We start from the raw sequence: 13,708 nt of genomic DNA on the forward strand, positions 1-13,708 counted from the left end.
GAGCCGAGATGTCGAAACTGCCTGCCAACACCTCCGTCGCCAGCAAGGTGACGGAGTTGACCACGCTATTGCTGGGGCTTGCCCTGCTGGTGGTGCTGCTGGTTGAGCTGCCTGCCGATGTCTTTTCTCCCGAATCGAAGAGCTTCTTCTTTGCTATCGGGGCAATTGGCATCTGGCGCTATTCCTGGTGGTTCCTCCAGGCGGTGCGTTCTGTCTGGTTCAACCGCCGGGTGTTCCCGCGCATGCGTGCCGAGGCCGACGCCGCCGACCAGGTCGCTCGTGCCAATGAGCTCTTCGTGCTGTGCACTTCGTTTCGCATTGAGCCCGAAGTCAGCTTTCCGGTTTATGAGCGCCTGGTTAGTGAAGTCAGCGACTATGGCGTACCGACGACGATTTTTGCCTCCATCTCGGATCGTAGCGACGTCGATGTGATCACGCATGTCATGGAGGAACATGGCTGGCCTGAGAATATCGAGATCCGCTATATGTTCCAGAAAGGCGACGGCAAGCGCTCCGCCATGGCCGAGGTACTGCGAGCCATTTCACGCCGCCAGCCGGCACCAGGCGCCCTTCTGGTCTCCATGGATGGCGACATTCTGCTCGAGCCGGGAACACTCGAGCGCTCGTTGTCGTTCTTTCAGACGCGCGACGATATCGGCGCCCTGACCACCAATAACAACGCCATCGTGACCGGCAACGATGCCACCAAGGAGTGGTACGACCTGCGTTATGCACAACGCCACCTGGTCATGAGCTCAATGGCGGTGTCTGGGCGTTTGCTGGTGCTGACGGGGCGCTACAGCGCCTTTCGCGCTGACCTGGCCACCCACCGGGACTTCATCGACTTGGTCGAGAATGACCACGTCGAGCACTGGCGCTTCGGTAACTTCAAGTTCCTGTCCGGGGATGACAAATCGACCTGGTACTGGCTGCTCAAGAACGGCTGGAAGATGCTGTATGTGCCGGACGTCTATGTGACCGGCTTTGAGGAGTTGCCGAATCGTAAGCGCTTCTTCGCCTCGACCACTGACCTGATGCGGCGCTGGTACGGGAATATGCTGCGTACCAGCGACCGAGCCATCAAGCTCGGGCCGCGGCCAATGGGCATGTTCACCTGGTGGAGTCTTGTGGATCAGCGCCTATCGATGTGGACCACGTTAATCGGTCCCATCGTCGCCATCTTGGTGACGCTTTTCATAAGACCGTCGTTTATCTTCGCCTATCTACTGTGGATCTTGTTCACACGCAGTGTCTCGACGCTGATTCTTGCCTGGCAGCGAGGCCGCTTCAGTTTCCTGTGGATACCGATGATTTACTACAACCAGGTATTTGGCGCCCTGCTGAAGACCTTTGTCAGCTTTCGTTTCAATCGTCAGAAGTGGTCGCGCCAGGGAATTTCGGCCGGCGAACCGTCAGATGCTATCGCCGTGCGCCGCCAGCGCCGCATGGGGCACGTTCTGCATGCCTTTTTCGTCGGCGTGATGGTTTATGTATTGGTGCTCTCTACAGGCGTCATGCGGATACCCGATTCGACCGCCATGAACATCCTCGGCGATACCACCCAAGAGAGCGACAGCGCGGCCACTCAGGGCGCTGACAATCGTTGGTTAGCCACCCTACTTAATGACAGCAACCGCGACGACATTCAGTTGCCGCCCGGCGTGCTGCGCCTCGATGCCGCGCTACTGGATCAGCTTAAACAGACATCCTCGTCGGCAATGCGACTACACGGCGCCGACGGAGCGCTGCCGACCACCCTGGAAATGTCATCGCGCCTGGCAGGACACCTGCACGATGCCGATGGGCAGCTGATCACCGATCCCGATACACAAGAATGCCGATCACCCAACAGCTGTGAGCTAAAGCTCGGCGACGACACAGTGACCCTTGTCGATATGCGCCTCAGCGTGCAACCGGGCCAGTCATAGCGCCCGCCTCACGAGCCAGGTGACCATTCAAGGAGACATCCCACATGACCGACTATTTCGCCGACAACGGCAGCGACAAGCGCAACGAGCCCACCCTCGGAGGCCACGAGCCCACCCTTGGTAGTGGGCATCAAACGTCGCAGCCATCACGAGCGCGCGCGGCTGAGCAGAAAACCACGCCTCCTGGAGAAGCGGTGGAACATGAGCGCCGTGACGAGCGGCGCTACATTCGCGTCTCGCCGCCCTTCACGGTGAAGCTGGACGACGGCAATAGCTTCACCGGCAGCGACGTGTCCCAGGGTGGCTTCGCTCTCTACAGCGAGCGCCCCTTCCGCCTGGAGGCTCGAATAAAAGCCTCGTTGCTCATCATGGCCGGCAACACGGAACTCATCGTGCCGGTGGTCGCCGAATGTCGCCGTTGTACTGAAGAAGCTTCCGGTAACGGCTACAAAGCGGCTTTCGAGATCATCGACATGGAGACCTCTCACCACGAGCTGCTGCGTCGCATCATTCGTGCCTGCCTCAGCGGTCGCCAGATCAGTGTCGAAGGACTTCTCGAGGGCGAGGATGCCCAGACACCACGGCGCCGGCAGAGCAGCCAAGGCAGTACGCAGGCAGCGGCCGCCCAGCGTCCGCCCAAGCCGATGGGGCGATATATCGCGCTATTCGTGGCCTTCGGGGTGCTGATGCTGGCGCTCGCGGCCACCGCATATCGTAACTTCATGCTGATCGAACCCAGCTTTGCCGCCGTCACGGCACCACGCATCGATATTCGCGCACCGGGCCCGGGCATCCTGATGGAACATGGCCTCACCGCGGGCGACCGCGTCGAGCGCGACGAGAAGCTCACCCGGGTCAAGAACACCGACCTGGAGTCAGACCTGATCCTCGCCAAGGCGGCGCAAAGCTATAACAGTCAGCTGATCGATAACCTGGATGAGAGTCTCGCCTCGTCGACCCAAGAGGTCAGCGTGGCTAATGCCTCTCAACCTTCAAGTGGCGAGACATCGAGCTTCGAGACAGTGTCTCCGGCAGTAGCCAAGACGCGTATTCAGCAGTTCAAGACGGCCCGCGACTTCCAGAGCTCGCGCATCACCGCCCTGGAATCACGCCAGTCCAAAAATGATATCTACAGCCCCTGCAACTGCCTCGTGGCCTGGGCCTTGAGTAGCGCCGATGGCACCTACATCAATGAAAGCGAGCGCATCATGACGCTAATCCGTACCGGCGAGGACGACATCATGGTTGAGGCGCTGGTGCACATGGACGATATCGACAACATCGATCCCAACCAGCAGGCCTACATCTCGCTGCCGAACGTTTCGGGTCCGGTCAATGCTCGGGTTCGCAGCGTTGCGCTGGATATCGAGCGCCAGCCGCGCGCCGGCTTCCCAAGCTGGGTCCGTCAGCAACAGAACGTCGCGAGTGTGCTGCTGGTGCCTGAAGAACCACTGCCGGCCACTCGCGTCGGCACTCCTGTCGACGTGCGCTTCACCGAAGATCCCTTCCTGGGGGCCACGGCTGAATGGGTATGGCAAGGCGCCCGCTCGGTTATCCAGTTCGGCGAAGGCATCTACGACTCTCTCGCCGGGGATGCGGATACCGCACAGGCTGGCTGAAGCCGTTCCCCCAACGACCGATTCACCTCGCGTGCTCCGCCCTGACGGAGCACTGCTGCAAGGAGCCCGTCATGTCCAATGCGACCCTTCTTTGCGCGCAGCGCCCACTTACCGCCGCGATCACCGCGGTGGTCCTGTGCCTGCTACCGATGTCTGCCTCAATGGCCGACGAAGACACGGCCTTGGGCACACCGACCCAAAGTGCCTGTTCAAAACGCTACCCGCTGGTGGCATCGACAAGTCCCGAAGTCGGCGCAAAGGATCCCCAGGCCGCCATTCGCCAAGGTTTCACGACCCATAAAGACTGGGGCACCGACCAGAATGCCGAGGTGCTCGACGCTCACCAGACGGGCCTCGGCGAAGCCGGTCTGCGCGTGCACTACCCGGCCAATACCTCATCCCCCGGGGATACCGACATCGGTGGAGCCGGTTTCTATGCGGCCCCAGCATCGCTGGCTGGTGCCGAGACGGCCTGCCTTTCTTATCAGGTGCGCTTCGCGCCGGGCTTCGACTTCGTCAAGGGCGGCAAACTGCCAGGACTCTTTGGTGGCGAGGCGCCTAGCGGTGGGGAAGAGGCCAACGGCAAGAATGGCTTCTCGATGCGCTACATGTGGCGCAAGAACGGTCAGGGTGAGCTCTATGAGTACGCGGTCGACCAAGATAAGGAATATGGCAAATCGGTCGGCCGGGGTCTGTGGTCCTTCCCCACCGGACGCTGGGTGACCCTCGAGCAGGAAATCGTGCTCAACGACCCGGGCCAGGCCAATGGCATCGCCCGTGTATGGGTGGATGGACGCCCGATCCTCGAGCAGCGGGACATCATCTATCGCACCAGCGAGGACGTCACTATCGATGGCCTGATGTTCTCCACCTTCTTCGGTGGCCACGGCAAGGACTGGCGGACGCCCAGCGACCAGCATGCCGACTTTGCCGCCTTCCGTTTCTATGCGCCCACGTCATGACCAATGCGCATGGTCATCCCCTCACAGGAGCCCTGAGTCCATGATCCTGCCATTTAAGCACTGTTGCCTTCCGAGGCAACTGCTCACAGGCCTCTGTGCCCTGCTGGCCGGTCTCGCGGCAAGCCTGCCCGCGACGGCCATGACCCTCGAACAACGCGCGGAACTTGATCTGTCTGAGTACAAGGTCACGGACCCGCAAGCCTCGTATTTTGAGGTCGACGAACGTATGGCAATGCTCGAGCAGACCGACAACCCGATACTGATTCAGGAGATCGACCAGCTGGAGACTGGCCAAAGCTGTAAGCAGCTGATGTCCATTGACCCCATCACCACTCGCCTGCGAATTCCTGGTTACTATCCAAGCCCGGAAGCATGGAAGCTCGCCTCCGAACCGCTGTTCGAATTCTCCGACAGTGTCTCGGGACTGGCCGGCGCGTATATGGCCACCGGCGATGACTACTATGGCGAGTGCCTGATGCGCTTTCTCGACCAATGGGCCAACGATGAGGCCCTTACCAACTTTTTCTATGATTCGAAGGAACCCCAAGCCTGGTTTGCCACCGAGTCGATGATCTTCGCTGCGGCCATGGCCTACTCAACGGTGGAGCCGCGGATCGACGGTATGGAGAAGGAAAAGGAAAGGATCGAGACCTGGCTCAATGATCTGGCCCACCAGCATGCCGATATCCAAGGACAGGCGGGCAATAGCTGCTGTAACAACCACTTCTACCGCCGCGCCCTCTACGCCAGCATGGTCGGCGTCCTTACCGAGGACAACGAGCTGTTCCGTTTCGGCGTCAGCGCCATCTATTCGGCCCTGCACGACATCACCAAAGAGGGCGCCTTGCCGATGGAGGTCGCCCGCGGCCGGCGCGCCACTCACTACCAGAACTACGCCTTGCTCTACCTGATTACCAACATGCAGGTCATCAGTCGCCAGGGCTATGAGATCTTCGATCTGCGCGTTGAAGGCAACAGCATCCACGAGGCCGTCGACTTTGCCCTTGCGGCCTTCAAGGATCCCAGCGTACTTGGCGACATGGCCCCGCACGAGCAGTACACCGGGTTTCTCAAGGACAGTCAGTATTTCGCCTGGATGGAGATCTACCAGTCACGTTTCGACAATCCGGCAATCGCCACCTTTCTCAAGCAGGTCCGTCCCGTCTACAACCGCAGCGCCGGCGGTTATATGACGCTTTACTTCATGGACCCCGATGCACAGCGCCATATCGTCATGGATCAGGAGAAGCGCGAAACCACGGCGTTCAAGGGGCTCGGCCAGGAGTGATGCCGTCCCTTAACGCTCAACACGAGGTCAAAACACATGAGTAAGTCTCTCTCCTTCTCTACCCGCCCCCAGGGGACGACGCCCTGGCTCGCCCTTACGGCCATGCTGTTGGTGATGACGGGCTGTGCCAATACCGCCAAGGATCTAGGCACCCACGGCACAGCCTCGCTGTCGGCCGAGCATCAGGACTGGTTCGACGGTGGGCGGCCCAAATACCTGGAGTTCCGCCATAAGAATACAATCCGCAAGGCCGACGAGGCGCTCGCAGCTAATAACCCTCGAGAGGCCATTCGGCTCCTCGAGAGCTTGACCGCCAAGGGGCTACCTAAAGGGTATTACGAACTGGCCAAGGTCTATGATCATGGCGAGCTAGTGCCCCGTGACCCGGCCAAGGCGGCACAGCTATATGGCGAGGCCGTGAGCACCCCGTCCTACATCCTCGGCAACGCCTCGCTGAATCTTGCCAAGCTATACCGCGAAGGCGATGGGGTCGAGCGCAACGACCTGCTGGCGTACTACTTGTTGCAGCAGGCCGTTGAAGAAGAGGTCGGACGAGACGCCCCCGTGATGCTGGCCGAGCTCCTGAGCAAGGGTGGCGAAGGCGTCAAGGCTGACCCATCGCTCGCGGCGTCTCTGTATCGCAAGGCCGCCGAGCAGGGCCAACCTGAAGCATTACTTGCCCTGGCACAGGCTCATCGTCCCGATGGCTGGCTGGCCGCCTCCCCCGAGCAGGCAAGCGATTACGCGCAACGCTACGCCAGAGCACTCAAACGCCAGGCGCGGGACGGCGACGTGAACGCCATGATCCAGCTGTCCAAACTCTACACGCCCACCGGCTTGCTGAGTGACCAACCACAGCAGCAGCTCCACTGGCTGATGCAGGCCGCCCAGGCAGGCGACAACAGCGCCCTGCAGCAAGCCGGTAAAGCATTACTGGAACGCGGCGACGTAGAACAAGGGCTATCCATGCTCCAGCGTGCCGCCAACAACGGCGATGTCGATGCCATGACTGCGTTGGGCAAAGTGCTGCTCCAGGACCGCCTAGTACCGGCACGTCCCGATAGCGCAACGCGCTGGCTAAATACCGCCCTCGAACAGGGCTCCACCGATGCGGCCGTGATCTTGGGCCGTGCCTTGGTCGCCGGCGAAGGGGTGCCGGCGAATCCCCAGCGTGGCATCGCACTGCTCAAGCAGGCCGCAGCCCAAGACGATGGTCTGGCACTGGCGGCACTGGGTGATATCTACCTGAGTGGGGAAGAGGTCCCGACCCAGCCGTATATGGCCGCCGACTACCTGAAGCGGGGTAGCCAACTTGGCCACCCCTATGCCAAGCAGCAACTCGGAGAGCTCTACCTCAATGGTCGCGGCGTGACGCCCGACCCTGAACGCGCCGAAGCGCTGCTCCGCGAAGCCGTTGAGCAGGGACAGACCGGGGCCTTGCGGGTGCTGGGTGAAGGCTATTTGACAGGCGAGGTACTCCCGGCTCGCCCGCAGCAGGCCAAGACACTGCTGCAACAGGCGGTCGACGCCGGCGACACCACGGCCATGACCAAGCTCGGCGAGGCCTACATGCTGGGCCAGCTGCCAGCCGACCGGTCCTCTCAGGGGCTGTCATTGCTGGAGCAGGCCGCGCGGGAGGGTGATGCCTACGCCATGGTGGTCATGGGGCGCGCCTACCGCGACGGCGAGGGCGTGTCGCGTGATCTTGCCAAGTCGACCTACTGGCTCGAGAAGGCACGCGATGCGGGGCACCCCTCGGCGGAAGAAGCCCTCAGCCGCACCCGTCAGGACCAGGGGTCGGCCGGCAACATCCGTGCCCTGGTCGAGGCCGCCGAAAACGGTCATCCAGGCTCCATGGCTGCTCTCGGCGAGGCCTTTCTCAAGGGCCAGGGTGTCCAGCAGGACCTGGCGCGTGCCAGTCGCTGGCTCCGCCGGGCCGCCGACCAGGGCCATGCCGGCGCGGCGGCCAGCCTGGGCCGCATGTATCTCGACGGCAGGGGCGTGACCCGCGACCCGGCCAAGGGCCTGCACTATATCGAGCAGGCGGTCGCCAGGGGCCATGCGGGTGCGCGGGCCGATCTCGGCGAGCTGCTGTTGAACGGCAAGGTCACCGCCGCCGACCCTGAGCGAGGCATCCGCCTGTTACAACAGGCGGCCCGCGGCGGCCACCAGAGCGCGCAACTGCGGCTGGGTGAGGCCTACCTGTCAGGCGAGCACGTGGCACAGGATACCCAACGGGGTCTCGAGATGATTCGCACTGTTGCTGAAAGGGGGGATGAGTATGCCGCCCAGATTCTCGGTAAGGTCTATCTGGAAGGCACCGGCGTCGACGCTGACCCGAACAAGGCGAACCGCTGGCTGACCCAGGCCAGCGAAGCAGGCAACCTGTCAGCACAGTCGCTGCTCGGCACCGCCCTTCTGCGTGGCGACGGCAGTATGACTCAAGACACGGCTCGAGGGCAGCGCCTGCTGACGCAGGCCGCCGACCGAGGTCATGCCGGTGCTCAGGCGACCCTGGGTCGTGAGTACCTGCGGGGCGATCACATCGAGATGAACCGTCGCCAGGGGGCCGACTACCTGCTAAAGGCAGCCCGCCAAGGGCATGAAACGGCACGCCTGGCGTTGGCCAAGGCCTACCTGTCCGCCAACGGGCTGGAGAATGCCAACAACGAACAGGCGCTGGTATGGCTGGATGGCGTAATGGGCGGAGATTCAGAGATGGCCGCTGAAACCCTGCACGGACTGCTATCCGATGACAGTGCCCTCGAGGCTGTGCAGGAAACTGCTAGTCGCTAATCAACCGACGGGGGACAGAGCGCCTCTCTCCCCCATCGCCAAGATAAACACAGAAGATAGATACACAAAGGCCGGCAAAATTGCCGGCCTTTGTGTATTACTTACTTGTGTCATGCTACCTGTGTCAGGCGCTGATGTGACGGACGGCTCGCTCGTCGAAGGGGTTACGCAGCACGATGGTTTCGTTACGGTCCGGCCCGGTGGAAATGATGTCGATCGGCGTGCCGACCTGCTCTTCCAGGAAGTGGATATAGCCACGGGCGTTGTCCGGCAAATCCTCGAGGCGCTTGGCACCCAGAGTCGATTCACTCCACCCCGGCAGATCCTGATAAAGCGGCTCGATGGCTTCATATCCTTCGGAATCCACCGGCGTATCCAGCACCTCGCCATCCTTGCTGCGATAGCCGATGCAGACGCGGATGTTCTCCAGACCGTCGAGTACATCAAGCTTGGTCAGGCAGAGGCCAGAAACCGAGTTGATCTGTACCGCATGACGTAGCGCCACGGCATCGAACCAGCCGCAGCGACGCGCGCGGCCGGTGGTCGCGCCGAATTCGTGTCCCTTCTCGGCCAGGTGGCGACCGTGATCATCGAAGAGCTCGGTGGGGAACGGGCCAGAACCGACACGCGTGGTGTAGGCCTTGGTGATACCCAGCACGTAATCCAGGTACAGCGGGCCGACGCCGGAGCCGGTCGCGGTGCCACCCGCCGTCGTGTTTGAGCTGGTAACGAACGGATAGGTGCCGTGGTCGATATCCAGCAGGGAACCCTGGGCACCCTCGAAGAGGATGTTCTCGTCGGCCTTGCGGAAATCATGAACCAGGCCCACGGTGTCGCAAACCATCGGGCGCAGATCCTCGCCCATCTGCATGGCCTCGTCGAGCACTTCCTGGAAATCGACCGGCTCTTCACCGTGATAGCGTGTCAGCACAAAGTTGTGATACGCCAGCACCTCGCCGAGTTTGGAGGCGAAACGCTCACGATGCTGCAGATCCCCGAGGCGTAAACCACGACGGGCAACCTTGTCCTCATAGGCCGGGCCGATGCCGCGACCGGTGGTGCCGATCTTGGCCACGCCGCGATCCTTCTCGCGCGCCTGATCGAGGCGCACATGATAGGACAGAATCAGCGGGCAGGCCGGCGACAGGCGCAAGCGCTCACGCACGGGTACGCCCTTTTCTTCCAGCTCGTGGATTTCCTTGATCAGCGCCTCTGGTGACAGCACCACTCCGTTGCCGATGACACAGGTCTTATCATCCCTCAGGATGCCGGAAGGAATCAGGTGCAGGACGGTTTTTTCACCATCGATGACCAGGGTGTGGCCGGCATTGTGGCCGCCCTGAAAGCGCACCACCGCGGCAGCTGATTCTGTCAGCAGGTCGACGACCTTGCCCTTGCCTTCGTCACCCCACTGGGTGCCCAGTACGACTACGTTCTTGCCCATTGCTCTCGTCTCTTGATCAAAGAATCCGTCAATCGAAGCCTCATCGCTGGCCTTAGGCCAGGTGAGACACCTGCCAGTCATCGCCCATGCACACCAGCTTGCGATCGCAGCGGTGCTCGGCGGGCCCGGTGCGCTGGCCTGGCAGGGCCTGCACCACACGCTCGCCGGCCTGGCGCAGGCCCTGGACAGCCTGGGCGAGGCCCGGGGCATCGTCGGCCGGAGCCCAGATACCGTCACAGGGCGGCTGCTGCTCATCGAGGGTCGCCAGCAGCTTCAGGTCCATCGAGAAGCCGGTGGCCGGACGCGCGCGACCGAAGGCCCGCCCGGTATCATCGTAGCGCCCGCCCTTGGCCAGCGCCTGGCCATAGCCAGGCACGTAAGCGGCGAACATCATGCCGGTGTGATACTCATAGCCGCGCAGCTCGGCAAGATCGATATAAATATCGAGTTGCGGATCGGCCGCCGCCACGCCATCACACAATGCCGCCAATTGTTCCAGGGCCGCAGCGACCGGTGCTGGCGCTTCGGCGAACACACGCCTGGCATCATCAAGCACGTCAAGCCCGCCATGCAGATCAACTAGCGCGAGGAACATCTCGGCAAGTGCCGGGTCCGTGACGCTCGACTCCACGCAGGCCGCCAGGTCACCCGGCGACTTGAGCTCCAGCGCCGCGAAGATAGCGCGCTCCTCGTCTCGATCCAGCTCGGCCGCCTGCACCAGGCTGCGATAGAGACCGATATGTCCCAGCGCCAGATGGACTTCATGAGCGCCGGCCGCCTTGACGCTAGATAGCGCCAGACGAAGGATCTCGAGATCCGCCTCAAGGCCGGCATGACCGAACAGCTCAACGCCAACCTGGACAGGGCTGCGACTGCCCTGGTGCTGATCGGACTTGGCCCGCAGCACGTTGCTGCAATAGCAAAGCCTCACTGGCCCCTGGCGTTTAAGGGAGTGAGCATCCATGCGCGCCACCTGAGGGGTCACGTCGGCACTAGCCCCCATCATGCGCCCGGTAAGCTGGTCGGTCAGCTTGAAGGTCTGCAGGTCAAGGTCGGTACCGGTGCCGGTCAGCAGCGAGTCGAGGAACTCGAGGGGGGGCGGCATCACTTGGTCATACCCCCAGCGATGGTAGAGGTCGAGCAGCGCCCGACGCAGCTCTTCCATGCGCGCCGCCTGGGGCGGCAGCACTTCATCCATGCCGTCGGGGAGCAACCAGCGGTCAGCGATGGTCATGTTCTGTCCTGCCAAGGTTGAATGGCCTAACCGAGCGTCGGCCGGGATAACAAGGCCGCCAAAAGGCCCCGAAATCCATGCCATGGAAATGCATGCCCCGTGAGAACGGAGTCGCACGATCCGTAGAAACGCCCACAAAAAAACCGGGCAACGCCCGGTCTCAGGATTCTACCACGTTTGCTGCAGTGATGAACCCTGAGCGGGGCGATCCTAACCCCGCTCATTGGTTCACACTAACGCACGCTTCACGCCAGCACGCTCACTGCTCACCCTCTGGCGACGGGCTCTTGAGGTAGCGGAAGAAGTCACTCGACGGATCGAGCACCATCATGTTGCCACCACCGCTGAAGCTTTGGCGATAGGCATCAAGACTGCGCCAGAAGGAGTAAAACTCCTCATCCTGCTGGTAAGCCTCGGAGTAGATGGCTGCCGCCTCGGCATCACCCTCACCACGCAGCGTCTCAGAACGCGACTGGGCCTGCGCCAGCAGCACCTGGCGGCGACGGTCGGCATTGGCACGGATACGCTCGGACTCTTCCTGACCCTGTGCACGCCATTCCCGTGCTTGGCGCTCACGCTCGGAGCGCATGCGCGAGTAAACCGCCGAGGAAACGTCTTCCGGCAGGTCGATGCGCTTGACGCGGATGTCGCGAATCGCCACACCCAGTTCTTCGCGCATCAGCTTGTCGAGTTCCTGCGTCGGACCGGTCATCAGATCATCACGGCGCTCGGAGATGATCTCCTGCAGATTGAGGCGACCGAACTCGTTACGCAGGCTCTCGTCGACGCGGGGCTGAATCAGGCGCACGGCCATCATCTCGTCGCCGGCGGTCGCCTCGTAGTAACGGGTAGGATTCACTACCTGCCACTTGACGTAGGAGTCGACGATCACCGCTTTCTGTTCACGCGTCAGGTAACGGCTGGCATCGGTATCCAGTGTCAGCACCCGGGTATCGAAGGTCCGCACCGTCTGAGTGATGGGGATCTTCACGTGCAGACCAGGCTGAATATTCTCTTCGACGATCTCACCGAAGCGCAGCTTAACGGCACGCTCGGTTTCATCAACGATATACAGGCTGTTGCTGGCCAACCAGGCGACAGCTGCAAGGCCGCCGACGATCAGCAGGGAGCGATTATTAATCATTACCGGCCCTCCCTCTGGATACCGCTGGTGCTATTGCTGGAGCTTGTGCTGCGACTGGACTGCTGGCTCTGGCCACGCTGGCGCTGAAGCTGCTGAGAGTCGACATTCTGAGCATTGGCATCCTGATTATTCTGACCGTTTGGCCTGGAGGTGCTGCCCGAACGCAGCTTATCCAGCGGCAAGTACATCATCGGGCTCGATTCGGCATCAACCAGCACCTTGTCGGTGCGACCCAGCACCTCGCTCATGGTGTCGAGGTAGAGGCGTTCACGCATCACACTCGGAGCACCCTCGTACTGAGTCAGCAACGAATTGAAACGGTTGGCCTTACCCTGCGCCTCGGCGACCACCGACTCGCGATACCCTTGCCCCTGTTCGATCAGACGCTGAGCCTGACCCTGAGCTTCGGGGATGATCGCGTTGGCATAGGCCATGGCCTGGTTGATCGTACGCTGGCGATCCTCGCGAGCACGGATGACGTCATCGAAGGCGTCCTGCACGGCATCCGGTGGCGCGGTCGACTCGATGTTGATGGTCTGCAGCAAAAGCCCCGTACCATAGCTGTCCAGATAGGACTGCAGGCGGCTGCTGACTGCACTACCGAGAATCTCACGTCCGGAGGTCAGGATATCGATCATCTCGGTGCCGCCGACCACGTGGCGAAGCGCAGAGTCCAAAGCATTCTCGAGGCTCACCTCGGGATTGCGCACATTGAGCACGAAATCACGGGGATCGGAGACCTGATACTGAGCCGAAATCTCGACGGAAACGATGTTCTCATCTTCCGTGAGCATCGTCTGGGTCTGGGTCAGCGAACGGACACGGGTCACGTTGACCATGCGCACGTCATCCACCAACGGCGGATTCCATTGCAGGCCAGGCGTCACGATTTCCTGGAATTTGCCGAAACGCAGCACGACACCGCGTTCTGACTGATCGACCAGATAGAACCCTGAGGCGGCCCATACGGCCAAGGCGATCACGATCAGCAAGCCCGGTAGCGCGAAGGTATTACGGCGACCACCTCCCGATTTACCGCCACCGCCGCCGCCACTGCGCTTACCACGGCCACCGAGGAGGCTGTTGATCTTGTCCTGGAATTTCTTAAGGGCTTCATCGAGGTCGGGCGGGCCCTGATTGTCGCCCCCGCCCCCATTGTTACCGCCGCCACTACCACCGCGTCGGCCGCCCCCGCTCCAGGGGTCATGCTGCTTGCCTCCACCAGGCTCATTCCAAGCCATACGTATTCTCCACTCTGCGTTGACTGCGTCGTGGGTCGAGAGTGTCGCGTCC

General features: G+C 61.7%; 9 protein-coding genes. 5 read left to right on the top strand and 4 right to left on the bottom strand.

The window, feature by feature from the left end; all coding sequences use genetic code 11:
• Window positions 1–8 precede the first annotated feature (8 nt).
• From ETC27_RS00625 to ETC27_RS00645, 5 genes are all read left to right on the top strand, one after another.
• On the top strand, window positions 9–1,928 hold the full coding sequence (locus ETC27_RS00625; protein WP_136253061.1) for a glycosyltransferase: 1,920 nt from the start codon (window positions 9–11) through the stop codon (window positions 1,926–1,928).
• 44 nt (window positions 1,929–1,972) lie between these two features.
• Window positions 1,973–3,547: a PilZ domain-containing protein gene (locus ETC27_RS00630; protein WP_136253062.1), complete on the top strand. Its 1,575-nt coding sequence runs from the start codon at window positions 1,973–1,975 to the stop codon at window positions 3,545–3,547.
• Between the two features lie 71 nt (window positions 3,548–3,618).
• Window positions 3,619–4,509 (top strand): polysaccharide lyase, encoded by an 891-nt coding sequence (locus ETC27_RS00635; protein WP_136253063.1) that lies wholly within the window; start codon window positions 3,619–3,621, stop codon window positions 4,507–4,509.
• 40 nt (window positions 4,510–4,549) lie between these two features.
• Entirely contained in the window at window positions 4,550–5,797 is a 1,248-nt protein-coding gene (locus tag ETC27_RS00640; RefSeq protein ID WP_136253064.1) for an alginate lyase family protein, read from the top strand.
• Window positions 5,798–5,833: 36 nt separating this feature from the next.
• Window positions 5,834–8,593, top strand: coding sequence for a tetratricopeptide repeat protein (locus ETC27_RS00645; protein WP_136253065.1), 2,760 nt, complete (start codon window positions 5,834–5,836; stop codon window positions 8,591–8,593).
• Between the two features lie 124 nt (window positions 8,594–8,717).
• On the opposite strand, the gene ETC27_RS00650 is transcribed toward ETC27_RS00645, so the two are convergent.
• The 4 genes from ETC27_RS00650 to hflK all read right to left on the bottom strand — a co-directional run bounded on the left by ETC27_RS00650 (window position 8,718) and on the right by hflK (window position 13,656).
• Window positions 8,718–10,037 carry an adenylosuccinate synthase gene (locus ETC27_RS00650; RefSeq protein ID WP_136253066.1) on the bottom strand — a complete coding sequence of 440 codons (1,320 nt, stop codon included), beginning with the start codon at window positions 10,035–10,037 and terminating at the stop codon, window positions 8,718–8,720.
• Between the two features lie 52 nt (window positions 10,038–10,089).
• A complete protein-coding gene (locus ETC27_RS00655) occupies window positions 10,090–11,271 on the bottom strand; it encodes an ATP phosphoribosyltransferase regulatory subunit (RefSeq protein WP_136253067.1) in 1,182 nt (393 codons plus the stop codon).
• Window positions 11,272–11,530: 259 nt separating this feature from the next.
• Window positions 11,531–12,415, bottom strand: coding sequence for a protease modulator HflC (gene hflC, locus ETC27_RS00660; protein ID WP_136253068.1), 885 nt, complete (start codon window positions 12,413–12,415; stop codon window positions 11,531–11,533).
• Window positions 12,415–13,656 carry an FtsH protease activity modulator HflK gene (gene hflK, locus ETC27_RS00665; protein ID WP_136253069.1) on the bottom strand — a complete coding sequence of 414 codons (1,242 nt, stop codon included), beginning with the start codon at window positions 13,654–13,656 and terminating at the stop codon, window positions 12,415–12,417. The genes hflC and hflK overlap by 1 nt, the downstream gene beginning before the upstream one ends.
• Window positions 13,657–13,708 lie beyond the last annotated feature (52 nt).

The sequence above is a fragment of the Onishia niordana genome (assembly GCF_004798965.1).
Classification (GTDB): Bacteria; Pseudomonadota; Gammaproteobacteria; order Pseudomonadales; family Halomonadaceae; genus Onishia; species Onishia niordana.

Excerpts from the sequence above, each read along its gene's own strand:
- hflK (WP_136253069.1), bottom strand. The coding sequence starts at position 13,656 with ATGGCTTGGAATGAGCCTGGTGGAGGCAAGCAGCATGACCCCTGGAGC.
- ETC27_RS00650 (WP_136253066.1), bottom strand. The coding sequence starts at position 10,037 with ATGGGCAAGAACGTAGTCGTACTGGGCACCCAGTGGGGTGACGAAGGC.
- ETC27_RS00625 (WP_136253061.1), top strand. The coding sequence starts at position 9 with ATGTCGAAACTGCCTGCCAACACCTCCGTCGCCAGCAAGGTGACGGAG.
- ETC27_RS00635 (WP_136253063.1), top strand. The coding sequence starts at position 3,619 with ATGTCCAATGCGACCCTTCTTTGCGCGCAGCGCCCACTTACCGCCGCG.
- ETC27_RS00645 (WP_136253065.1), top strand. The coding sequence starts at position 5,834 with ATGAGTAAGTCTCTCTCCTTCTCTACCCGCCCCCAGGGGACGACGCCC.
- hflC (WP_136253068.1), bottom strand. The coding sequence starts at position 12,415 with ATGATTAATAATCGCTCCCTGCTGATCGTCGGCGGCCTTGCAGCTGTC.
- ETC27_RS00640 (WP_136253064.1), top strand. The coding sequence starts at position 4,550 with ATGATCCTGCCATTTAAGCACTGTTGCCTTCCGAGGCAACTGCTCACA.
- ETC27_RS00655 (WP_136253067.1), bottom strand. The coding sequence starts at position 11,271 with ATGACCATCGCTGACCGCTGGTTGCTCCCCGACGGCATGGATGAAGTG.
- ETC27_RS00630 (WP_136253062.1), top strand. The coding sequence starts at position 1,973 with ATGACCGACTATTTCGCCGACAACGGCAGCGACAAGCGCAACGAGCCC.